The following is a 22,679-nucleotide window of genomic DNA, read 5'->3' as shown; positions in this document are numbered from 1 at the left end:
GTCAACAATCTAACTGAACGAATTTAAACAAAAAAGCAATACTCCTGACGGCAGTATTGCTTTTTTTATAATAGAATAAGGTTAAAATTATTTAATGCTAAATAATCCAGCCGGTTTATTTTCAATGTCATCAAAACGTTTTGTACACTCAGCGATGATATCATAAGCTTCTTTTACGTCTCCCCATCCTTCTACGTCTACTTTTTTGTTTTCAAGATCTTTGTAAACTTGGAAAAAGTGCTCGATTTCTTTTACTAAGTGTGGGTTGATATCAGAAAGGTCATTTAATGAATTCCAGATTGGATCTGAAACTGGTACACAAATAATTTTTTCGTCTGGTCCTTTATCATCTGCCATGTGGAATACGCCAATTGGCTTCACTTCCATAACACATCCAGGGAAAGTTGGCTCGTTTACCAAAACTAATACGTCAAGAGGATCACCATCTAAAGCTAAAGTTTCTGGAATAAATCCATAATCAGCTGGGTACATCATTGAAGAGAATAACATTCTATCGAAACGCATTCTTTTAATTTCAAAATCGTACTCGTATTTATTTCTGCTTCCTCTTGGTATTTCGATTAATACATCGAAAGTCGTTAATTTGTCTGCGGTCATTTTCGTTTTTTATTATTTCTATAATTTCGGTTGCAAAAATAACTAAAGAATCTAGTTTTACAATAAAAAACAAGGTTAAATTATCCGCATTAGAGTTTAAAAAACAAGCATTTAATAGCTAATTGTTCGATTTCTTTTTTTCAAGTAATAATGCCAGAACAAATACGTCGCATAAGAACGATATGGACTCCATTGTTCGGCATGAATTTCCATTTCCTGTTTATCGTGAATATTCAGCAATTCTTTTATGGTATTAATTACTGCAATATCACCAAGCGGAATCAAATCAGGCTCTTCCAGACAAAACATTAAATAAATATCGATGGTCCAGTTTCCAATTCCTTTTAATTTAATTAATTCTTCACGAACTTGTTTTGCAGGTTTTGACGCTAACCCTTCAATATCTAATTCTTTATTTAAAACCGCTTCCGCCAAAATTTTAATGTATTTTGTTTTCTGACGGCTGACTCCAAGGCTTCTAAATTCTTCATCAGAAAGAATAGCCATGTTTTCAGGATCACAAGTTGCAAAAGCTTTTATTTTTAAGAATGTAGCTTTCGCCGAATCTATAGAAACCTGCTGCTCAAGAATTAATAAAACCAAAGTTTCAAAACCTGGAGGACGTCTAGGGATTGGTGGCAATCCATACTTTTCTATTATTTCTAGAAATATTGGATTTTTAGAGGAAAGGAAATCTATGGCTTCTTGCATGATTATAGTTTTCGAAAGTAAATCAAATTTAAGAAAAATGGAGTTAGTTCTCGCAAAGTCGCCAAGTCGCTAAGTTTTTTTTATCTCTCGCAGATTAAGCAGATTAAGCAGATAAAGATCTGATCTCGAATCTCAATGATTATCAAAAGCTAGAAACAAAAAAATCGCAAAGATTTAAAACCTTTGCGACTTTGTAACTTTGAGCCTTTGCATCTTTAAAAATAAAATCCGAACGATCCTTTTACTGCAAATTTATGAGCATCTGGCATATCTAGATAATTTCCTCTCCAAGAGAAATCAATTCTAAAAACTTTAAATATATTTCCAATTCCTGCATGATATTCATAATACACTTTTTCTGGAGCATTATAAGGTAATCCCGAAGCATTAATAGCGCGGTTTGCATCAGAGATTGTTCCGTGAACCGCTCTTACTCCAACAAATTCTCTCCAATTCAGTTTTCTCATAAAAGGAACTCTTGCGAATAATCTTCCTCCAAAATCGTGATTCCACTGCAGAGTAGTATACTGATCCGTAACGAATTCGTAGAAATTCAAGTTACTGAATGTGTTTTCGATCGTAAAATAAGTCTGGTTCCCCGGAATTACACTCATCAAACCTAACGGAATCGTACCAAATGTTTTTCCTGTTTCCAGAATAATATTCGATCGTCCTAAAGGTCCAATAATAATAGGCTGTTTGTAAAAAACCTGGATTTTTTCGTAAGCAAAATCGCTATCAAAAACACCTTTTAAACCATAACTAAAGTTCACAAAGAAATGACTAAAAGGACTATCAACTAAATCACGCTCAACTCCATAACCAATTGTTTTACGATTTGGCATATACTCAAACTGAATATTGGCTTCTGATTGTTTAACTGCACTTTGAATAACTCCAGCTGGATTTTCAGGAGTTGGCAAAGTCGTATAATAATCTAAACTAAATGTTTTTGATGCCGATTCTAGTGTTCGATATGAGAAACCTGCTTGAACTATGAAGTTCTTTTTAGCCTCCATTTCGACAGAAATATTACTCAAATTGATATTGGTTAATTTTCCATTACTTCCTGTTGTAAATAAGGCAGAAGATGCAAAACTTCGTCCTAAAACGTCATTTGTAGTGGTTAAACTCGCACCTATTTGCTCAATGTCACGCCTATTTCCTCCAGAAATAATAACTCGGTTTTTCTTATCAACCATCCATTTTCCCGAAACTCCGTATTTGAATTTATTATCATCAAATCCATAAGCAGTATAAGCTTGAATACGCCAAGGGTCATTTGGTCCAAAATAGGTTCTTCCACCAACTCTTAGCCTTATACCTTCGACTTCATTATATCCAAAAGTGGAGAAAATTGGTCCGTAATCAAAATTTTTAAATTCGACGTAACCGCTTCCTAAAATCGAGACGAGATTATACAATTGCTTGAATCGCTTGACTGTTTGCAATGTATCAAGCATTTTATAAATTCCCTGTTCGTCTTTATTTAATTTTTCAAAACGATTTTCTTCCCAGAATTCGGGCGGTCGATCGTAAACAGCGTTGTCTATAAAATTGACTTCTTCTTTATAAAACTTCTCTGGTTTTTGAATATTGAATTTATGGTTACGATATAAAGTTGTCCTTTTTCCATAAACTCCTTTTGATTTTTCTTTCTTGTTTAAAGCAAAATCAGACATCATATAATCACGAGTCAAAAGAAAAACAGAATCGTTTTCAACCTCAAATTCCTGTTCTATGTAAATATCTTTTACCCAGTTAATATTGGCACTTTTTGTAACACCCATATTAATTTTCTTAATTGCAAAAGTGGTATCATTAACCCAAAAGTCTCCTTTAAAAGTTAATTCATTTTTACGTCTTGGATAAAAAACAATATTATAACACCATTTTTTATCTACAAAAGTACTGTCTTTTAATACATAGTTGTAAACATCAATCCCTGTTCGCGAAAGCGGACTAGTAAAACTTTTATCAAAAAACTTAAGGTGATTATCATAAATGTTGTAGTCTGAATAAAGGTCTTTTACGAAAGATAAAATCTGCTGGTTTCCGTTAAAACCAGACATTTTATTTCCTGTTATATTTTCTTTTACTTTCTTTAATTTATTATCTCCGTAAACATCATAAACCGATTCGTTGATGAAAATTGGCAGATAGGTTTTTCCCGTAACATCAGAAGTATCAACATGATTAAAGATAAATTCCATACCCTTAAAAAGTTTGTTTTTCATGAATGCACTATCAATAGTATTCATGTCAAACTCTACTTTTTCGTACTTCTGCATTTGGTATTGATTGAATTGATACAATCCGTTTTTACGTTTTCTTGCCCAAATTTTTCTCAAAATATCCAATGCTGGATTATTCTTCTTTGAAGTTTTCCCTGTGTAAATTACAACTTCGTTTAGTGCTTCGGCTTCGCCTAAAACAATTTTAAAATTATAATTTACTGCTTTTTCTAAGGGAATTTCTTTATCTGAAAATCCTGCAGAAGAAACTATAAGTGCTGTATAAGTATTTGGTGATTCCAAATAAAAACGCCCATCTTCATTAGAAACGATTCCTATATTAGAACCTTTAAATACTACATTTGCAAAAGGTATTGGCTGATTAGACTTGTCCAAAACAATTCCACTCACTTTCGTTTGTGCAGTAGCAATAGTCGCAAATGCGAATACAAAAAATAGGCTGAGTAAAATTATTCTTTTCATTGTCTGGGCAAAAAAAAACTTCATCAATTAACTATGAATGATGAAGTTTTGTGAGTATTTTAAATGTGTATTATTTGTATAATACTTTTTTAACTGCTTTTACTACATCACCAGCATTTGGCAACCAGTCTTTAAGCAATACTGGAGAATACGGTGCAGGAGTATCTGCAGTTGTAATACGCTGAATTGGCGCATCAAGGAAATCAAACGCTTGTTCTTGTACGATATAAGAAATTTCAGAAGAAAGGCTGGCAACTGGCCAAGCTTCTTCAAGAATTACTAAACGATTTGTTTTTTTAACCGATTTTAAGATCGCATCTTTATCCATTGGACGAACTGTTCTTAAATCGATAATCTCACAAGAGATTCCTTCTTTTGCTAATTCATCAGCAGCGATAAAAGCTTCTTTGATGATTTTACCAAAAGAAACGATAGTTACATCAGTCCCTTCACGTTTAACATCAGCAACACCAAGTGGAATTGTATATTCTCCGTCTGGCACTTCACCTTTGTCACCGTACATTTGCTCAGACTCCATGAAAATTACTGGATCGTTATCACGAATTGCAGATTTTAAAAGTCCTTTTGCATCATAAGGAGTTGAAGGAACAACAACTTTAAGACCTGGAGTATTAGCAAACCAGTTTTCTAAAGCTTGTGAGTGAGTGGCTCCTAATTGACCAGCAGAAGCTGTTGGTCCGCGGAAAACGATAGGCACATTAAATTGTCCTCCTGTCATTTGACGCATTTTAGCAGCGTTATTTATAATTTGATCAATACCAACTAAACAGAAGTTGAATGTCATATATTCTACAATAGGACGGTTTCCGTTCATTGCAGAACCTACTGCAATTCCTGAAAAACCAAGCTCAGCAATTGGAGTATCAATTACTCTTTTTTCACCAAACTCAGCAAGCATTCCTTTTGAAGCTTTGTAAGCTCCATTGTATTCTGCAACCTCTTCTCCCATTAAATATATGGATTCATCGCGACGCATTTCTTCGCTCATCGCTTCACAAATGGCCTCTCTAAATTGTATTGTTCTCATATTTTATATTGTATGTTGAATTTTCTGAAGAGCAAAAATAAATATTTTAAATAACTTAAAAGCAAAAATTGAATTTAAAATCGCATGAACTTCTATCTGTTCTCAGGTTTTAACTTTTTAATCTTTATTGTGACATTAACGAAATCGTTTTAATAGACGCTAAAACCACATTTATTTTATTAAAATATTTTTTAGACAAACTTGAATCTATTTGTTTAATTCTTATTTCTTCTAAAATTCATTCATCAGAACGGAAAAATCCAAAATTTAGTATTTATAAGACAAAAAATAGCTTGTTAACAACCTTACCTATATTGTAAAATTACTAACAATCAGACAAAAGGAGTGCTTATTTGTTTTTAAATCCCGATGAAAACCATTCAAAACCAAGCAATCTGCGAAATCGTAATAGTTTTAAAAAAATATTATGCATGCATAGTATAATTATTCCAAATTAAATTCTAAATTTGTAAAAGCATATTATAAATTCAAAATATATACTTATGAAAATACTAGTTTGCATCAGCCATGTGCCTGATACTACTTCAAAAATTAACTTTACCAATGGTGATTCAGAATTTGACACTAATGGCGTACAATATGTAATTAACCCTAACGATGAATTTGGACTTACACGTGCAATCTGGTTCCAAGAACAACAAGGTGCAACTGTAACTGTAGTAAATGTCGGAGGTCCTGATACTGAACCAACTTTACGTAAAGCTTTAGCAATTGGTGCTAACGAAGCAATTCGTGTAAACGCAAATCCAACTGACGGATTCTTCGTTGCAAAACAATTGGCAGAAGTAATTAAAAATGGTGGATACGATTTAGTAATTGCTGGAAAAGAATCTTTAGATTATAATGGCGGAATGGTTCCTGGAATGATTGCTGGTATTTTAGGCTCAAACTTCTTAAATTCTTGTACAGGTTTAACTGTTGAAGGAAACAACGTAAAAGCGATTCGTGAAATCGACGGTGGAAAAGAAACTGTAAGCACTACCCTTCCATTAATCATTGGAGCTCAAAAAGGTCTTGTTGAAGAAAAAGATTTACGTATCCCAAACATGAGAGGTATTATGACTGCAAGAACTAAAGCGCTTACTATTCTTGAGCCAGTTGATGCTGCTGTAAATACAAAAGCGGTGAAATTTGAAAAACCAGCTCCAAAATCGGCAGTAAAATTAGTTTCTGCAGATAATTTAGATGAGTTAATCAATTTATTACACAACGAGGCTAAAGTGATTTAAGATATTTTATTGATGAATTAAGATTAACGATTTTTGATTGCAGATTTAAAATCAAAAAATTAGTTAATCTAAAATCGTTAATCACAAATCTAAAATCGTTAATCACAAATCTAAAATCTAAAATTATTATGTCAATATTAATATATGCAGAATCTGCAGAAGGAAAATTTAAAAAAGTTGCTTTCGAATTAGCTTCTTATGCTAAAAAAGTAGCTGAATCATTAGGAACAACCGTTACAGCTTTAACTGTAAACATCAGCGATGTTAGCGAATTAGGCAAATACGGAGTAGATAAAGTTTTAAAAGTAAGCAATGATAAATTAGCTGGTTTTAATGCAAAAGCTTACGCTGATGTTATCAAACAAGCTGCTGAAAAAGAAGGAACAAAAGTAGTATTGCTTTCTTCTACAACAGATAGTATTTATCTTTCACCACTTGTCGCAGTAGCTTTAGAAGCTGGTTTCGCATCAAATGTTGTAGGATTACCAGTTAGCACTTCTCCATTCCAAGTAAAAAGAAACGCTTTCTCAAACAAAGCTTTCAATATCACTCAAATCGATACAGATGTAAAAGTTCTTGGCTTAGCTAAAAACTCTTACGGTCTTTTTGAAAGCGCAGGAGCCGCTGCTGCAGAAGATTTCAATCCAACAATTGGAGACAATGATTTTGGTGTAAAAGTAGAATCTGTAGAAAAAGTATCTGGAAAAGTTTCTATCGCTGACGCAGATATCGTAGTTTCAGGCGGACGTGGACTGAAAGGTCCTGAAAACTGGGGGTTAATTGAAGATTTAGCTGCTGTTCTTGGAGCTGCAACTGCATGTTCTAAACCCGTTTCAGATTTAGGATGGAGACCTCACAGCGAGCACGTTGGACAAACAGGAAAACCAGTTGCAACAAACTTATATATTGCAGTAGGAATTTCTGGAGCTATCCAGCATATAGCAGGTATCAACTCATCTAAAGTAAAAGTAGTGATCAATAATGACCCAGAAGCTCCTTTCTTTAAAGTGGCTGATTATGGTATAGTTGGAGATGCTTTTGAAATTATACCACAATTAACAGAGAAATTAAAAGCTTTCAAAGCTCAGCATTCTTAATTTAAAATTCTCTCTAAAAATATAGCTGCCTAAAAACAAGATAATCGTATCTTTGTTTTAAGGCAGCTTTTTTGTTCCATATTTTTTGATTAAAATTGCACCTTTATTTTCCAATCAAAAAAAGTATTAAAATGCGGTGCTAAGTGCCCGTTTTACAAACATATATGAGTCTAGTAAAATTATCCATAAAAGGAATTTCATACAGTCAAACTCAAAATGGCGCTTATGCCTTAATTTTGAACGAAGTCGATGGCGAAAGAAAATTACCTATTGTAATTGGTGCTTTTGAAGCGCAATCAATCGCTATTGCCTTAGAAAAAGAAATAAAACCACCACGCCCTTTAACTCACGATTTATTCAAAAATTTCGCCGAAAGATTTGATATTGTGGTAAAGCAAGTCATTATACACAAACTTGTTGACGGTGTTTTTTACTCTAGCTTAATTTGCGAAAGAGATAAAATTGAAGAAATTATCGATGCTAGAACTTCTGATGCAATTGCACTTGCATTGAGATTCAACGCTCCAATTTTTACCTATAAAAACATTTTGGACAAAGCAGGTATTTATTTAAAATCAAATACTGCAGAAACAGATTCTGGTGCTCAAGAAATTGATGACGTTCTTTCAAATCCCGAAACTTTTGGACATGAAGAAGAGAGCAATCAATCTGGAGACGTTTATGCAAAACATTCTTTACAAGAATTAAACGAACTTTTAGATCAAGCCGTTTCTCAGGAAGATTACGAAAAAGCTGCAAAAATTAGAGACGAAATCTCTAGAAGATAAATGTATATGTTTAATCGTTGATTTGTTTATTCGTTAAATCGATTAAACAGTTACAACGAATAACCGAATAAACAAAACATGAAACAATACTTAGATTTAGTAAAACACGTTTTAGAAAACGGCAATCAAAAAGGAGACCGAACTGGAACAGGAACAAAAAGTGTTTTTGGCTACCAAATGCGTTTTGATTTAAGTGAAGGTTTCCCAATGGTTACGACCAAAAAATTACATTTAAAATCGATTATTTACGAATTGCTTTGGTTCTTAAAAGGCGATACAAATATAAAATACCTTCAAGAAAACGGAGTAAAAATCTGGGATGAATGGGCTGATTCTAATGGCGATTTAGGGCCAGTTTATGGACATCAATGGCGTAATTGGAACAGTGAAGAAATTGATCAGATTTCTGAATTAATCAAAGAATTAAAGACAAACCCAAATAGTAGAAGAATGCTGGTTTCTGCATGGAACCCTTCGGTTTTGCCAGATACTAAAAAATCTTTTGAAGAAAATGTGGCCAATAACAAAGCAGCATTGCCTCCATGTCATGCCTTTTTTCAGTTTTATGTGGCAAGTCCAGATCTTGAAAAAGGAGAAACTAAAGGAAAATTATCTTGCCAATTGTATCAGCGAAGTGCAGATATCTTCTTAGGAGTTCCTTTTAACATTGCTTCTTATTCATTGTTAACTATGATGATTGCACAAGTATGCGACTTAGAGCCTGGCGATTTTATTCACACTTTTGGTGATGCACACATTTACAACAATCATTTTGAGCAACTAGAGTTACAACTTTCAAGAGAACCAAAACCATTACCAAAAATGATTTTAAATCCAGAGATTAAAAACATTTTTGATTTTGATTATGGTGATTTCACTCTTGTTGACTATGATCCGCATCCTGCTATAAAAGGAAGTGTTGCAGTATAAAAACAAAAAAATCCGCTTTATATAAAGCGGATTTTTTTTATACAACTAAAACACTGTTTTCACTTCCAGCAAAATCATTCCATTTATAAGAATCAGCTTCTGGGTCATTTACATAAGCCCCATCCACTAAATACTTAAATTCGTATATAGCATCTTTAACCAAGTCATAAGTAGCTTTAAAAGTACCGTTTTTCAATTTACTCAAAGCACCTTCTTCCGCATTCCAATTATTGAAATCTCCAACAACAGAAGCAGAACTTGCATCTTTAGCATCTATCGAAAACGTAACTTTACATACTGGTTTCGTTTTCACAAATTGTTTCTTTAAAGACATAACTATTTCGTTTTTAGATTTATACACCTAAAATTAATTAAATTCGACGAAACACTCGCTACTCCTCTAGCCGATTTATTATAATAACAAAAAGAGGGTGTAATTTTCGTTTAATCTGCAATTTAATGCGGTTAAAATTTTGTAATTCAAATTCTTACAATTTTTTAAAGCAAATATTCCACATCCAAAATATTGACTTTCGAAAATAAATTTTAACTTTATAATCTCATTTTTATCTTATGGAAAAAGAAGTACACGAACAATACGAATACGCAAGGCGCCGATTAAGACAAAAAAAGGTTTTATATTTTCATTTTGTTCTTTTCCTTTTAGGAAGTTTATTTTTATTTGTTGCCAATAAATTTTTTGGCTTTGGAGAAGGTACAACTCAAAATTGGTGCATCTGGGGTATTACAATCTGGCTTTTCCTTTTTATTCTGCATTTTATAAAAGTGTATATTACTGACCGCTTTATGAATAAAAAATGGGAAAGAGAACAAATCGACAGATTAGTTGCTTTACAGCAAAAAAGAATCAGTCAGCTTGAATCTTCTATTAATGAAGAGAATGAAAATAAAATTTAGTTTAAGCATACCATGATTATAATGATAGCGGCAGCAGCCGAAAATAATGCGCTTGGAAAAAATAATGAATTAGTATGGCATTTGCCAAATGATTTCAAAAGATTTAAATCGCTTACTACAGGTCATCATATTATTATGGGCAGAAAAACCTTCGAAAGTTTTCCCAAACCATTACCTGATCGAGTTCATATTGTAATTTCTCGCCAAGAAAATTATAACCCTGAAGGATGTATTGTAGTAGATAGCATTGAAAAAGCAATTGCTATTTGCCCTGAAAATGATGATAGCTACATTATAGGAGGCGGAGAAATCTACAATCTTGCTCTTCCGTTTACTGATATTATTGAATTAACAAAAGTTCACCACACTTTTGATGCAGATGCTTTCTTTCCAAAAATTAATAAAAGCGAATGGATTCTGGTAGAATCTGAAGAAAATTATAAAGACGAAAAACATCTTTATGATTATACGTATGAAACTTACATTAGAAAATAAATAAAAAACATCCTCTTATTAGGGAGGATGTTTTTAAAACGATTGATTTTTTTTAGACCTGACTCTCTCAAGAAAAAGTGTTTGTTTAAAAATCACAAATGTTAAGAACACTTGTAAAACTGAATAACATTTAATGTTATTGAGACCTAAATCTCAAAACGCCTTTAATAACAAATACCACTAAGATATTAAAGGCAGAAAATTAAAATTTCCAAAAACAAATTTAATCCTAAGAACGTACTTTGCACTTTAAAATAGTATTTCCCCCCAAGAACAATACTTTACAAAACTCTTTCATGAACAAATGAATTACCAGCGCAAAAAAAGTAATCATTTGTTTAAGTCATTGGCACTACCAATCATTAAAACTTTAATCATTTTTACTTTAGCAAAGTTGCTCATAAAAGACACGACAGGCAATACCAACTTTTAGTGATTTTGACAAAATACCTAGATTTAGGGATGCTTAAAATATCGTATTTTCTAACTTTAATATAAATCTTCCAAAACATTTATTTTACAAATTAAAAAACTCAATTACAGTTAAAGTAGATTGTTTATATTTGCCTAAATAAAAAAAATGTCTGAAAAAATAACTCCGTATAAAGACTCTTCCTTAGGTAAAAAAGAGCAAGTAACCCAAATGTTTGACACCATTTCTGGGAATTACGACAATTTGAATCGTGTAATCTCATTTGGTATTGACGTTAAATGGCGTAAAAAAGTATTAAAAATTGTATCAGACAAAAAACCAAAAGTTATTCTTGATATTGCAACAGGAACTGGAGATTTAGCAATTTTACTTTCACAAACCAATGCCGAAAAAATTATTGGATTGGATATTTCAGCAGGAATGCTTGAAGTTGGAAAAAAGAAAGTCGAAGAAAAAAAGCTTTCAAATGTTATTGAATTAGTTTTAGGTGATTCTGAAAATATGCCTTTTGAGGATAACTATTTTGACGCTATCACAGTTGGATTTGGTGTTAGAAATTTTGAAAATCTTGAAAAAGGTTTTGCAGAAATCTTAAGAGTTCTGAAGCCAAATGGTGTTTTTGTTATATTAGAAACTTCTGTTCCGGATAAATTCCCTTACAAACAAGGTTATAATTTCTACAGCAAAAATATACTTCCGTTAATCGGTAAATTATTTTCTAAAGATAATGATGCATATGGCTATTTATCTGAATCAGCTGCTGCTTTTCCTTATGGAGAAGCCCTGAACAATATTTTAAGAAAAACTGGGTTTATAGATGTTGTGGCAATGCCTCAAACTTTTGGTGTCGCAACGATTTATTCTGCATCTAAAAAATAGTATGAAAAAAGCTGTAATCTTATTTTTATTAGTCTTAGCGGCAAAAGGCCACGCACAATTTGCTAAAAATTTATTTAGTAAGGACCCTATTATTAACCTTGAAAACTGGCAAAAGCAGCGTATTTACTTTGGATATTATCTAGGTTTTAATAGTTTCGACTTTAAATTTGATTACAAAACCCCTGTACAACAAGATATTCAGGTAAAAAAAACTACGGGTTTTAATGTTGGTGTTGTAGCCGATTTAAGATTACAGGAATACATTAACCTTCGTTTTGAACCTGGGCTGTATTATACTAAACGTGATCTTTATTTTCCTGGCGTAGGAAGCTCAGAAACCGACTATTTAAGAGAAGTAAATAGTACTTATATTCACTTCCCTTTATTATTGAAATTTTCTGCCTTACGTACAGGAAACATCCGTCCTTACTTGGTTGGCGGTATGTCTACCACTTTGAATTTATCGAGCAATGCTAAATCTCAAGACGATAACTGGCAGCAAAAATTCAGAGTAAAACAATGGACCGCAGCTTATGAAGTAGGTTTTGGAATTGATATCTTTACTGAATATTTTATTTTTTCTCCTTCTGTTAGAGGTATGTTTGGTATTACAGATGAATTAATTCGTGATAACGTAACGCCAGAGCACCCTGTTAGCCCTTATACAGACAACATCGATTCAATGAAATCAAGAGCGATTTTAATAAATTTCACTTTTCATTAAAACAAAATCTCAACTATTTCGTTTAAATTCACTAAGAATAATTGCTGTTGCGGTAGCTACATTTAAACTTTCGGTTTTTTGAAGCTCTCCAAACCTAGGAATTGTAAGACGGCTGGTTACAGTTTTTTCAATCTCTTCTGAAATACCGTTGGCTTCATTACCCATAATAATGATACCATCGTTTGGTAATTTTGATTGATAAATATTTTCTCCATCCATAAAAGTTCCCAAAACTGGCAGTTTAGTTTGAGCAAGGAAAAGTTTTAAATCAACATAACTTACATTTACTCTGGTAATTGAACCCATTGTCGCTTGTACCACTTTTGGGTTGTAAATATCTACTGTTTCTTTAGAACAGATTACCTGCTTTATACCAAACCAATCACACAGACGCAAAATAGTCCCTAGATTCCCTGGGTCTCTAATATCGTCTAAAGCTAAAATTAAACCCGAATCGATTATTTTCTTTTCGGCTGGAATTTTAAAAACTGCCAAACAAGAATTTGGAGTCGACAAAGCACTTATTTTTTTCAGTTCTTGTTCATTAATAAGAGTTCGTTTTGAAGCGTGAACCGCCTCGAAATCATTTAATGTAGTGTATAAATGTTCTAATTCAAAATTGGATTGCAGCAATTCTTGAATTACTTTTACTCCTTCAGCAAAAAATAATTGATTAGCAAAACGCTGCTTTTTTTGATGTAAACTTGAGATAAGCTTTATTTGGTTTTTACTAACCATAAAATAATGTACTTTTGAATTAAATATTAAAAAACACTTGAAAAATAATTCCACAAAAATAATAGCATTTCTTCTAATAGCAATATTAATTTGCGCTTGTAATGCCGTAAAAAGAGTTCCCGATGGAAAAAGTCTTCTTGTAAAAAATAATATTTTAGTTAACGGAAAATCTACAAATGATGAAACAGCTTCTAATCAAATGTACCAAAAACCAAATGGTAAATTATTAGGTTACAAGCTTCGTTTGAATTTATACAATTTAGCCAATTTAAATCCGGATTCTACTTATCAGGCAAAATTCAAAAATAATCCCGGAAAGTATGAACGAATGTCCAAAATATTTTCTGCTAAACAAGTAGATCGCCTTGGACAGTCTTTTTACTATAAAGGAATTCACGAATTTTTGAAAAATACTGGTGAACCACCCGTAATTATTGACACTTCAAAAACCAGAAAATCATTATTGCGCTTAAAATATTATTATTTTAATAATGGCTATTTTAATGTTCAAACCGATTATACTATTGATACGGTTGGAAAAAAGAGAGCTGCAATAAATTATAATATCACTACAGGGCCAGCTTACAAATTAGATACTATTAGAACTAAAATAATGACTCCTGCATTAGACTCATTATATAGAACTAATAACGAACCTTCTTTATTAAAATCTGGAAATCAATACAAAACTACTGATTTTGAAGAGGAAAAAAACCGTATTACAACTTATTTTAGAAATCACGGTGCTTACTATTTTCAACCTACTTATGTGACTTATGACATTGATACCATTGGCAAAAAAGCAAAGGCAGATGTCACTTTGATTATAAACAACAACACCATACAAGAAAGAGATTCTAGCCGTACAGAACCTTTTAAATTATACACAATAAGCGATGTAAATATTTATACCGATTATTCTGCTGCAAATTCTAAGAAAAAACCAACTGATAGTGTTTCCTACAACAACTTTAATTTATACAGCTATAAAACACTAAAATACAAACCACGCGCTATAACCGATGCTATTTTTATTACAAAGGGAAGTACTTATGCCGATTTTAGAACAACACTTTCTTCTCGATATTTAAATAATTTAAGAATCTTCAACTACCCTTCTATACAATATGAAGTAGACAAAAGAGATTCTACAGCGCAATCACTTATTGCCAATGTTTATTTAACGCCAAGAAAAAAATACAGTTTTGGTGCTACGCTTGACTTGACACATTCTAATATTCAGGATTTCGGAATTGGTGCTAGTGTTTCTGAAACCATTCGAAATGTATTTAACCGTGCTGAAACTCTCGAAATTTCAGCTCGTTTAAACGTGGGTTCTTCTAGAGATATGGCAAATCCAAACAATAATTTTTTCAATGTTTCTGAATATGGTCTAGATTTAAAACTGAATTTTCCAAGAATTCTACTGCCTTTCGGAACAGAAAAAATTATTCCAAAAAGTATGATTCCTTACACCTCGATTACTTCAGGTTTTTCTAAGCAGCGAAATATTGGTTTGGATAAAGAAAACTTTACGGGAGGTATTTCATATAACTGGACTCCAAAGCGCCATAATACAGCGAAACTAGAATTATTAAATGCACAATTTGTTCGCAACTTAAATCCAGACAATTACTTTAATGTCTATACATCTTCTTATGATGACTTGAATGGAATTGGAAAAGATTACAATGTTAACCCAATTAACTGGGGAGATACAACAGAAGAACAAGCGAGAAAAGATCTTACTATACCTAAAGGAACAACAGGATTTACTAATGATGTTTTAACAGGACAAACCGCTTTAACATCTGCTGATTCACAATATCAAGAAGTTGAAAGCATTGAAGAAAGAAGGGTTCGTCTGACTGAAAATGATTTCATTCTAGCAACCAGTTATTCTTTTACCAAAACAACTAAAAAAGATTTGGCCGATAATAATTTCTACCAATTCAGAACAAAAATAGAATCGGCAGGTACATTATTATCTGTGGTTTCGGAAATTGGAAACCTTCAAAAAAATTCTAAAGGAAATTACGAAATCTTTAACCTAGAGTATTCAGAATATATAAAAACTGAATTTGATTATATCAAGCATTGGGATTTTGGGAAAGAAAAAGTTTTAGCGGTTCGAAGTTTCTTTGGAATTGCAATTCCGTTTGGAAATTCAAATTATATTCCGTTTTCACGAAGTTATTACGGAGGAGGTTCTAACGATAATCGTGCTTGGCAACCTTATGCTTTAGGACCTGGAAGCACAAATGCTATAAACGACTTTAATGAGGCCAATATGAAAATAGCGGCGAGTTTAGAATATCGCTTCAAAATTTTCGGAGATGTGAAAGGAGCGCTCTTTGCAGACGCCGGAAATATATGGAATGTACTCGATAATGTCATAGATTCGAAAGCAAGATTTGACAACTTAAACGATTTAGGTGAAATTGCTTTGGGTACAGGATTTGGTTTAAGATACGATTTAAGCTTTTTTGTTGTTCGTTTAGATTTAGGCTTTAAGACCTATAATCCAGCGCATGAGAAGGGAGATAGATGGTTTAAAGAATACAATTTTGGACACTCTGTTTTAAATTTTGGAATAAATTATCCATTCTAATGCTAATTAATTCTTATTTTTGCAACCTAAAAACTAAAAACAACTATAAAAAAAATTACAATGGCACACAATATCAAACCCGGAGTAGCTACAGGAGATCAAGTTCAAGAGATTTTTAACTATGCGAAAGAAAAAGGATTTGCATTACCTGCAGTAAACGTTACAGGATCTAGCACAATCAATGGAGTTCTAGAAACTGCAGCTAAATTAAATGCGCCGGTTATCATTCAATTTTCTAACGGAGGAGCACAATTCAACGCTGGAAAAGGATTATCAAATGCAGGTGAAAAAGCAGCAATCGCAGGAGGAATCGCGGGAGCAAAACACATTCATACATTAGCAGAAGCTTACGGAGCAACCGTAATTTTACATACAGACCACTGTGCAAAAAAACTTTTGCCTTGGATTGATGGTTTATTAGATGCATCTGAGAAACACTTCGCAGAAACAGGAAAACCATTATTCAGTTCTCATATGATCGATTTGTCTGAGGAGCCAATCGAAGAAAACATCGAGATCTGTAAAGAGTATTTAGCTAGAATGAGCAAAATGGGTATGACATTAGAAATCGAACTTGGTATTACAGGTGGTGAGGAAGATGGTGTTGACAACTCTGATGTTGATAGCTCAAAATTATACACTCAACCAGAAGAAGTAGCTTACGCTTACGAAGAATTATCTAAAGTGAGCCCTAAATTTACAATTGCTGCCGCTTTCGGAAACGTTCACGGTGTTTACAAACCAGGAAACGTAAAATTAACTCCAAAAATCTTAAAAAATTCTCAAGATTTCGTACAAAACAAATTCAACACAGGACACAATCCAGTTGATTTCGTTTTCCACGGAGGTTCAGGTTCTACACTTGAAGAAATTAGAGAAGGAATTAGCTACGGAGTTATCAAAATGAACATCGATACAGATTTACAATTTGCATACACTGAAGGAATCCGTGACTATATGGTTAAAAATTTAGATTATTTAAAATCTCAAATTGGTAACCCAGAAGGTCCAGATGCTCCAAACAAAAAATATTATGACCCAAGAAGATGGGTTCGTGAAAGTGAAGTTACATTCAACGCAAGATTGGAACAAGCTTTTGCTGATTTGAATAACGTAAACACGTTATAAAAAAGTATTCAGCTTACAGTTTTAAGTATTCAGTATCTGAGTACTTAAAACTGAATACCACTGAACACTGAAATTTTTATTACTGAACACTGAATACTAGAAAAATGGCTTGGTTTAAAAGACAAGAAAAAGGGATTACGACCGCGACAGAAGACAAGATGGACGTTCCGAAAGGATTGTGGTACAAATCTCCTACTGGAAAAATTATTGATGCTGACGAATTAGCGAGAAATTTATTCGTAAGCCCTGAAGATGATTTTCATGTTCGAATTGGAAGCGCAACCTATTTTGAAATTTTATTCGACAACAACGAATTTGTTGAGTTAGATAAAAACATGACTTCTAAAGATCCTTTGCATTTTGTGGATACAAAAAAATATGCAGAGCGTTTGAAAGATGTAATGGAAAAAACTCATCTTAAAGACGCTGTACGTACGGGAGTAGGAAAATCTAAAGGAAGAGAACTTGTAATCTGCTGTATGGATTTTGCATTCATCGGTGGATCTATGGGAGCTGTAGTAGGTGAGAAAATTGCAAGAGGCATTGATCACGCTATTAAAAACAAACTTCCGTTTGTAATGATTTCTAAATCTGGTGGAGCTCGTATGATGGAAGCTGCTTATTCTTTAATGCAATTAGCAAAAACTTCTGTAAAATTAGCTCAATTAGCTGAAGCTAAATTACCTTACATCTCTCTTTGTACAGATCCAACAACTGGAGGAACAACAGCATCATACGCAATGTTAGGAGACATCAACATCTCTGAGCCAGGCGCTTTGATTGGTTTTGCTGGTCCGCGTGTTGTTCGTGATACTACAGGAAAAGATTTGCCAGAAGGTTTCCAAACTGCTGAGTTCTTATTAGAGCACGGTTTCTTAGACTTTATCACGCCAAGAAAAGAATTGAAAGATAAGATCAACTTATATATCGATTTGATTCAAAATAATGATATTAGATAGTTTTAAAACTACTTAAAATAGAAATCCCAAGAAAATTGCTTCTTGGGATTTTTTTTGGTTGTATATTCGCTTATTGTAATATAAAACTTATTTTTTTATGTTTAAGATTAAATCTATAGAAAAATTAAAACATGAGCTTTTGGCTCAAAAACAACAATTAAGAAACTTTCCTAAATCTGCTCAATTTCCCTTTGACAATCTATATATAGAAATAGTTACTCAAATTAAAACTATCGAAATTTCCGCCGAATGTATATTATTAGACAGCGTTCAGTCTTTTAATGAAAATAAAGAATTTTCAGATGCAGAATATTGGAGAGTAAATTCGACAAATGAAGAAATTTCGAGCTACTGGTTTTTTGCAAATAATGGACAAGGTGACCTTTGGCTTTTTGATAAAGAAAATAAAATTTATTTTTACGATCATGACCAAGAAGAAATGAGTCCTGAAAATTTTTTAGATATGGGTTTAAACTTTGAAAAATGGCTACAATTTGCAGATCTCAACAATCAGCTTGATACTCTTTTCATAAATCTAGATAAAATTGACAAACATCTTATATTAAAATATGAAGAGAAATTAAAAGAAATTAGTATTACTCTATTTAACAATTACCCATTTAACTATTATTAAATCCATAATAGATTAAAATCTGAAGGGAAAACAATATTTATTTTTTCGGCTTGTTATTTCGAAGTTCTTTTTCTGCTATCGTAAAAGCTCTCTTTTCACGCCAAACAGCATAACGCTTTCTAAAAACCACTTTTATACCGCTGTCTACTGCGCCATGCATAAATAAACTCCAAACGCTGGCTACTTTTCTAGACCATGATTTGTCCCATGCGCGAAGTGTTAGAGAAAAAGAACCATCAATGTAACGCATCCAATGCCACATTCCTGTTGGCATAAATAACGTATCTCCGTGTTCAAGAAAAACTTCATACCCTTCTACTCCTTTTAGAGCAGGAAATTTTTCAAAATCGGGATTAGCCACATCATAATCTTCTAAGGCATAAGTGGTATTAGGAATACAATAGAGTCTTTTCTTCCATTTATTATCAAATAATATGATATGCTTTCTTCCACCAAAATGGGTATGAAAAAGATGCGGTAAATCGATATCATAATGCAAAAAAGTAATCGCTTTTGAACCTCCAAAAAACATAGCTGGCATACTTTCTATAAAACCTCCCATTAATTCTTTTGGAACTTTTACATCATTAACTAATTCTGGTCTGTGCTTAAAAAGATTAAAGAAAAAAATACGCAATTGTGTAGGTTCTCTTTTTATAAGATCTAAGTATTCGCCAAATTTCATGCTGGCGATTGAAGCATTAATTACTTTTGAAGGATCGGCTTTAGAATTATCTACCAATTTTACCTCAATATCTCCAGCAATTTCCTTAAAATATTCTGTCGACCATTTTTCTTTTGCAGGCCAATCGTTTGTGAGTCCTTTTATAATTAAGGGCTTCTTTTTGTCTAAATAATTTCTTTTGAAATCTTCTCTAGAAATAGATTCAACTGTATCGACAGATCTAAGATTAAAGCTCATTGGATTAATGGTTTAGGTTCTTGGTCTATCAAAAATATCTAATTATTTTGAGCCATCAAAATTTACAGTAAAATAACACAAAAACAATATTACATTCCTGTTCGAATTGCCTCAACCGGATCTAAATTTGCTGCCGAAACCGCTGGCAAAATTCCAGAAATTAAACCAATAAGAGCCGCTAAACCAGTTCCTAAAAGAATATTTCCTAAACTTAAAACAAATTCAAAGTCGAGAGCTTTTGTTAAGATTACAGCGATTCCCCAAACCATTAGCAGACCTATGATTCCGCCAATAACAGAAAGAATAATAGCTTCAAACAAAAATTGGAATAAAATAAATTTATTTTTTGCTCCCAATGATTTTTGAATTCCGATAAGATTGGTTCTTTCTTTAACTGAAACAAACATAATATTGGCAATTCCGAAGCCACCAACCAGAAGAGAAAATCCGCTAATGATCCAGCCAACAACATTCATTTGACCTAAAATTCCATCAATAAAATCAGTAAATCCAGAAAGTACATTTATAAAGAAATTATCCATATCCCCTGCTTTCATTCCACGAATTGCACGTAGTTTTTGCGCCACTTCTGCTTTGTACGCATCCATATCAACGCCTTTTTGAGGTTTTAAAACAATTACTGGCGTCATGGCGTCACTATCTCCGTACATTCTTCTTAAAAAGTTAGCAGGAAGATAAACTGAGGTATCATTGCTGTCTCCAAAAAAACCAGCTCCTTGTTTGGCAATTACACCAATGACCGTGAATCGTTGCCCGTATAAACGAATATTTTTACCAATTGGATCAAGATCTCCAAAAAGCCCCTGAGCAATTTCGTATCCCAAAACAATAACAGCTGTTCCTGAGTTAGATTCAGATTCATTGTAAAATCTTCCTTTATCAAAACTCAATCCGTCGATATCCACCATTTCGCTTGAGGACGGAATAATATTTACATCACTGACTGTTTTTGAATCGTATTTTAAAGTTTCTCTATTTACAAAAAGTTGGTATCCGACTTGATCGGTATTATTCATTGAATTTTTCAGTCCAACATACTCGTCGTATTTTACATTTGGGAATTGCTCTCTTTTCCATTGTGGAATTTCCGATGGCCCAAAACTGAATTTTATTAAATAAATCGTATTTTTATCTAAGCTACTCAAATCTTTAGTAATTTTTTTATCTAAAGAATCAACGGCAGCCAAAACAGCAATAATTGAAAAAATACCGATTGTAACACCTAAAAGTGACAATAAAGTACGTAATTTATTATTTCGCAAAGCATTGATGGCGAAGCTTAGACTTTCTTTTAATAATCTTAGATAAACGATCATATTTTTGTATTTTTCAATAAAGTAAAATTCAATAATTTAAATTCAATAACCTAATAAAAGTTAACTTACTCATCAGTAGATTTTTTTAGCATTTTGTTACACTATTTTTTTTTAATATAATATATAAAAAAACTACTTTTGCAGTCTCAAAATCATAACTACACAATGAGCACAACAAAAAAAATACAATCGGCATTAATTTCTGTTTTTTCTAAAGATGGATTGGAACCAATTGTTAGAAAATTACACGAACAAAATGTAACACTTTATTCAACTGGAGGAACTGAAGATTTTATCAAAAACCTTGGTATTCCAGTAGTTCCTGTTGAAGATATCACTTCTTTCCCTGAAATTCTTGGCGGAAGAGTAAAAACATTGCACCCAAAAATTTTTGGAGGTATTTTAAATCGTCAAGATAACGAAAGTGATGTTCAGCAAATGAAGGAATTTGACATTCCTCAAATCGATTTGGTAATTGTTGATTTATATCCTTTTGAAAAAACAGTTGCTTCTGGAGCAAGTGAACAAGATATTATTGAAAAAATTGACATCGGCGGAATTTCATTAATTCGTGCAGGTGCAAAAAATTTCAAAGACACTGTAATTGTTGCATCTGTAAACGAATACAGCTTGCTTTTAGATTTGATTACAGAGCAAGATGGAGCAACAACTTTAGAAAACAGAAGATTGTTTGCTACTAAAGCTTTCCACGTTTCATCTCACTACGATGGAGCTATTTTTAATTATTTCAATACAGACGAGACTATTTACAAAGAAAGCATTGCAAACGGTCAAGTTTTAAGATACGGTGAAAACCCTCACCAAAAAGGATTCTTCTTTGGAGATTTTGACGCAATGTTCAATAAACTTCACGGAAAAGAATTATCATACAACAACTTACTAGATGTTGATGCTGCAGTTAATTTAATTGCTGAGTTTAAAACTGACGGACCAACATTTGCTATTTTAAAACACAACAATGCTTGCGGATTGGCTTCAAGAAAAACAATCAGTGAAGCTTATTTAGCAGCTTTAGCTTGTGATCCTACTTCAGCTTTTGGAGGAGTGTTAATTTCTAACACAAAAATTGATTTAGAAACTGCACAAGAAATCAACAAATTATTCTGCGAAGTTGTTATCGCTCCTGCTTATGATGCTGAGGCAGTTACAGTTTTACAAGAGAAGAAAAACAGAATTATTTTAGTACAAAACGATGTTGAATTACCATCTCGTCAAGTAAGAACTTGTCTTAATGGTTTGTTAATTCAGGACAGAAACAATATTACGGATAATAAAGAGCATTTAAAAACCGTTACAATAACAGAACCTACTGCACAAGAGATCGAAGATTTGATCTTTGCTTCTAAAATCTGCAAGAATACAAAATCAAACACTATTGTATTTGCTAAGAACGGAACATTGATTTCATCAGGTACAGGTCAGACTTCAAGAGTTGACGCTTTAATTCAAGCAGTTGACAAAGCAAAAGCTTTTGGATTTGATTTAAATGGAGCTTCGATGGCAAGTGATGCATTTTTCCCATTTCCGGATTGTGTAGAATTAGCTAAAAAAGCAGGAATAACTGCTGTAATTCAGCCAGGAGGTTCGATTAAAGACGAATTAAGCATAAATTATTGCAATGAAAATAATCTTGCAATGGTATTTACAGGAACTCGTCATTTTAAACATTAATTTGTTTAACTTTGTTCGATAAATAATTTATAACATTTTAAACCCCTAAA

At 32.7% G+C, this 22,679-nt stretch carries 21 protein-coding genes; 13 read left to right on the top strand and 8 right to left on the bottom strand.

Translation table 11 applies throughout. The features are described from left to right. Positions 1-87 precede the first annotated feature (87 nt). From OD917_RS14205 to OD917_RS14190, 4 genes are all read right to left on the bottom strand, one after another. The gene (locus tag OD917_RS14205; RefSeq protein ID WP_111288276.1) at positions 88-618 is read right to left on the bottom strand and encodes an inorganic diphosphatase; all 531 of its coding nucleotides are present in this window, start codon (positions 616-618) and stop codon (positions 88-90) included. A gap of 111 nt (positions 619-729) precedes the next feature. Continuing rightward, positions 730-1,329, bottom strand: a complete 600-nt coding sequence (locus OD917_RS14200; protein WP_263524110.1) for a DNA-3-methyladenine glycosylase family protein — start codon at positions 1,327-1,329, stop codon at positions 730-732. Between the two features lie 215 nt (positions 1,330-1,544). Next, positions 1,545-4,046 (bottom strand): DUF5686 and carboxypeptidase-like regulatory domain-containing protein, encoded by a 2,502-nt coding sequence (locus tag OD917_RS14195; protein WP_263524109.1) that lies wholly within the window; start codon positions 4,044-4,046, stop codon positions 1,545-1,547. Positions 4,047-4,116: 70 nt separating this feature from the next. Continuing rightward, positions 4,117-5,094, bottom strand: a complete 978-nt coding sequence (locus tag OD917_RS14190; RefSeq protein ID WP_008466560.1) for a pyruvate dehydrogenase complex E1 component subunit beta — start codon at positions 5,092-5,094, stop codon at positions 4,117-4,119. A 503-nt stretch (positions 5,095-5,597) separates the two neighbouring features. Between OD917_RS14190 and OD917_RS14185 the strand changes: the two genes are divergently transcribed. The 4 genes from OD917_RS14185 (at position 5,598) to OD917_RS14170 (ending at position 9,159) form a co-directional block, all read left to right on the top strand. Continuing rightward, positions 5,598-6,344: an electron transfer flavoprotein subunit beta/FixA family protein gene (locus OD917_RS14185; protein WP_263524108.1), complete on the top strand. Its 747-nt coding sequence runs from the start codon at positions 5,598-5,600 to the stop codon at positions 6,342-6,344. A gap of 128 nt (positions 6,345-6,472) precedes the next feature. Then, positions 6,473-7,441 (top strand): electron transfer flavoprotein subunit alpha/FixB family protein, encoded by a 969-nt coding sequence (locus tag OD917_RS14180; protein WP_263524107.1) that lies wholly within the window; start codon positions 6,473-6,475, stop codon positions 7,439-7,441. A gap of 164 nt (positions 7,442-7,605) precedes the next feature. Continuing rightward, the gene (locus OD917_RS14175; RefSeq protein ID WP_008466556.1) at positions 7,606-8,229 is read left to right on the top strand and encodes a bifunctional nuclease family protein; all 624 of its coding nucleotides are present in this window, start codon (positions 7,606-7,608) and stop codon (positions 8,227-8,229) included. A gap of 78 nt (positions 8,230-8,307) precedes the next feature. Further along, on the top strand, positions 8,308-9,159 hold the full coding sequence (locus OD917_RS14170; protein ID WP_263524106.1) for a thymidylate synthase: 852 nt from the start codon (positions 8,308-8,310) through the stop codon (positions 9,157-9,159). A gap of 37 nt (positions 9,160-9,196) precedes the next feature. Here the strand turns inward: OD917_RS14170 and OD917_RS14165 are convergent, their stop codons facing one another. Beyond that, the gene (locus OD917_RS14165; RefSeq protein ID WP_111288288.1) at positions 9,197-9,493 is read right to left on the bottom strand and encodes an isoamylase early set domain-containing protein; all 297 of its coding nucleotides are present in this window, start codon (positions 9,491-9,493) and stop codon (positions 9,197-9,199) included. Between the two features lie 239 nt (positions 9,494-9,732). Between OD917_RS14165 and OD917_RS14160 the strand changes: the two genes are divergently transcribed. The 4 genes from OD917_RS14160 to OD917_RS14145 all read left to right on the top strand — a co-directional run bounded on the left by OD917_RS14160 (position 9,733) and on the right by OD917_RS14145 (position 12,608). Then, positions 9,733-10,077 carry a 2TM domain-containing protein gene (locus OD917_RS14160; protein WP_263524105.1) on the top strand — a complete coding sequence of 115 codons (345 nt, stop codon included), beginning with the start codon at positions 9,733-9,735 and terminating at the stop codon, positions 10,075-10,077. 12 nt (positions 10,078-10,089) lie between these two features. Continuing rightward, entirely contained in the window at positions 10,090-10,572 is a 483-nt protein-coding gene (locus tag OD917_RS14155; RefSeq protein WP_263524104.1) for a dihydrofolate reductase, read from the top strand. A gap of 580 nt (positions 10,573-11,152) precedes the next feature. Next, positions 11,153-11,884 carry a bifunctional demethylmenaquinone methyltransferase/2-methoxy-6-polyprenyl-1,4-benzoquinol methylase UbiE gene (gene ubiE / locus OD917_RS14150; protein ID WP_263524102.1) on the top strand — a complete coding sequence of 244 codons (732 nt, stop codon included), beginning with the start codon at positions 11,153-11,155 and terminating at the stop codon, positions 11,882-11,884. 1 nt (position 11,885) lies between these two features. Further along, positions 11,886-12,608 (top strand): porin family protein, encoded by a 723-nt coding sequence (locus tag OD917_RS14145; RefSeq protein WP_263524101.1) that lies wholly within the window; start codon positions 11,886-11,888, stop codon positions 12,606-12,608. 9 nt (positions 12,609-12,617) lie between these two features. On the opposite strand, the gene OD917_RS14140 is transcribed toward OD917_RS14145, so the two are convergent. Continuing rightward, positions 12,618-13,346 carry a TrmH family RNA methyltransferase gene (locus OD917_RS14140; RefSeq protein ID WP_263524100.1) on the bottom strand — a complete coding sequence of 243 codons (729 nt, stop codon included), beginning with the start codon at positions 13,344-13,346 and terminating at the stop codon, positions 12,618-12,620. A gap of 37 nt (positions 13,347-13,383) precedes the next feature. Between OD917_RS14140 and OD917_RS14135 the strand changes: the two genes are divergently transcribed. The 4 genes from OD917_RS14135 to OD917_RS14120 all read left to right on the top strand — a co-directional run bounded on the left by OD917_RS14135 (position 13,384) and on the right by OD917_RS14120 (position 18,678). Next, entirely contained in the window at positions 13,384-15,957 is a 2,574-nt protein-coding gene (locus OD917_RS14135; protein ID WP_263524098.1) for an outer membrane protein assembly factor, read from the top strand. A gap of 60 nt (positions 15,958-16,017) precedes the next feature. Beyond that, positions 16,018-17,085: a class II fructose-bisphosphate aldolase gene (fbaA, locus tag OD917_RS14130; RefSeq protein WP_012023542.1), complete on the top strand. Its 1,068-nt coding sequence runs from the start codon at positions 16,018-16,020 to the stop codon at positions 17,083-17,085. 104 nt (positions 17,086-17,189) lie between these two features. Beyond that, positions 17,190-18,044: an acetyl-CoA carboxylase, carboxyltransferase subunit beta gene (accD, locus tag OD917_RS14125; protein WP_026728501.1), complete on the top strand. Its 855-nt coding sequence runs from the start codon at positions 17,190-17,192 to the stop codon at positions 18,042-18,044. 97 nt (positions 18,045-18,141) lie between these two features. Next, complete coding sequence (locus OD917_RS14120; protein WP_263524097.1) at positions 18,142-18,678, top strand: SMI1/KNR4 family protein; 537 nt, start codon at positions 18,142-18,144, stop codon at positions 18,676-18,678. Positions 18,679-18,715: 37 nt separating this feature from the next. On the opposite strand, the gene OD917_RS14115 is transcribed toward OD917_RS14120, so the two are convergent. Continuing rightward, a complete protein-coding gene (locus OD917_RS14115) occupies positions 18,716-19,600 on the bottom strand; it encodes a cupin-like domain-containing protein (RefSeq protein ID WP_263524096.1) in 885 nt (294 codons plus the stop codon). 89 nt (positions 19,601-19,689) lie between these two features. Further along, entirely contained in the window at positions 19,690-20,937 is a 1,248-nt protein-coding gene (locus OD917_RS14110; RefSeq protein WP_263524095.1) for an ABC transporter permease, read from the bottom strand. 165 nt (positions 20,938-21,102) lie between these two features. Here OD917_RS14110 and purH point away from each other — a divergent pair, with 165 nt between their 5' ends. Next, on the top strand, positions 21,103-22,629 hold the full coding sequence (purH, locus tag OD917_RS14105) for a bifunctional phosphoribosylaminoimidazolecarboxamide formyltransferase/IMP cyclohydrolase (protein WP_263524094.1): 1,527 nt from the start codon (positions 21,103-21,105) through the stop codon (positions 22,627-22,629). The last annotated feature ends 50 nt before the right edge of the window (positions 22,630-22,679 follow it).

It is taken from the genome of Flavobacterium sp. SH_e (assembly GCF_025717045.1).
Taxonomy (GTDB): domain Bacteria; phylum Bacteroidota; class Bacteroidia; order Flavobacteriales; family Flavobacteriaceae; genus Flavobacterium.
Note: the sequence above shows the minus strand (reverse complement) of the source record. Positions and strands in the feature narration are given on the sequence as shown.

What these genes read in the sequence shown, in the direction of transcription:
- OD917_RS14190 (WP_008466560.1), bottom strand. Translation starts at nt 5,094, where the DNA reads ATGAGAACAATACAATTTAGAGAGGCCATTTGTGAAGCGATGAGCGAA.
- OD917_RS14205 (WP_111288276.1), bottom strand. Translation starts at nt 618, where the DNA reads ATGACCGCAGACAAATTAACGACTTTCGATGTATTAATCGAAATACCA.
- OD917_RS14155 (WP_263524104.1), top strand. Translation starts at nt 10,090, where the DNA reads ATGATTATAATGATAGCGGCAGCAGCCGAAAATAATGCGCTTGGAAAA.
- OD917_RS14140 (WP_263524100.1), bottom strand. Translation starts at nt 13,346, where the DNA reads ATGGTTAGTAAAAACCAAATAAAGCTTATCTCAAGTTTACATCAAAAA.
- OD917_RS14120 (WP_263524097.1), top strand. Translation starts at nt 18,142, where the DNA reads ATGTTTAAGATTAAATCTATAGAAAAATTAAAACATGAGCTTTTGGCT.
- OD917_RS14175 (WP_008466556.1), top strand. Translation starts at nt 7,606, where the DNA reads ATGAGTCTAGTAAAATTATCCATAAAAGGAATTTCATACAGTCAAACT.
- purH (WP_263524094.1), top strand. Translation starts at nt 21,103, where the DNA reads ATGAGCACAACAAAAAAAATACAATCGGCATTAATTTCTGTTTTTTCT.
- fbaA (WP_012023542.1), top strand. Translation starts at nt 16,018, where the DNA reads ATGGCACACAATATCAAACCCGGAGTAGCTACAGGAGATCAAGTTCAA.
- OD917_RS14160 (WP_263524105.1), top strand. Translation starts at nt 9,733, where the DNA reads ATGGAAAAAGAAGTACACGAACAATACGAATACGCAAGGCGCCGATTA.
- OD917_RS14170 (WP_263524106.1), top strand. Translation starts at nt 8,308, where the DNA reads ATGAAACAATACTTAGATTTAGTAAAACACGTTTTAGAAAACGGCAAT.
- ubiE (WP_263524102.1), top strand. Translation starts at nt 11,153, where the DNA reads ATGTCTGAAAAAATAACTCCGTATAAAGACTCTTCCTTAGGTAAAAAA.
- OD917_RS14115 (WP_263524096.1), bottom strand. Translation starts at nt 19,600, where the DNA reads ATGAGCTTTAATCTTAGATCTGTCGATACAGTTGAATCTATTTCTAGA.
- accD (WP_026728501.1), top strand. Translation starts at nt 17,190, where the DNA reads ATGGCTTGGTTTAAAAGACAAGAAAAAGGGATTACGACCGCGACAGAA.
- OD917_RS14110 (WP_263524095.1), bottom strand. Translation starts at nt 20,937, where the DNA reads ATGATCGTTTATCTAAGATTATTAAAAGAAAGTCTAAGCTTCGCCATC.
- OD917_RS14195 (WP_263524109.1), bottom strand. Translation starts at nt 4,046, where the DNA reads ATGAAAAGAATAATTTTACTCAGCCTATTTTTTGTATTCGCATTTGCG.
- OD917_RS14185 (WP_263524108.1), top strand. Translation starts at nt 5,598, where the DNA reads ATGAAAATACTAGTTTGCATCAGCCATGTGCCTGATACTACTTCAAAA.
- OD917_RS14145 (WP_263524101.1), top strand. Translation starts at nt 11,886, where the DNA reads ATGAAAAAAGCTGTAATCTTATTTTTATTAGTCTTAGCGGCAAAAGGC.
- OD917_RS14200 (WP_263524110.1), bottom strand. Translation starts at nt 1,329, where the DNA reads ATGCAAGAAGCCATAGATTTCCTTTCCTCTAAAAATCCAATATTTCTA.
- OD917_RS14180 (WP_263524107.1), top strand. Translation starts at nt 6,473, where the DNA reads ATGTCAATATTAATATATGCAGAATCTGCAGAAGGAAAATTTAAAAAA.
- OD917_RS14165 (WP_111288288.1), bottom strand. Translation starts at nt 9,493, where the DNA reads ATGTCTTTAAAGAAACAATTTGTGAAAACGAAACCAGTATGTAAAGTT.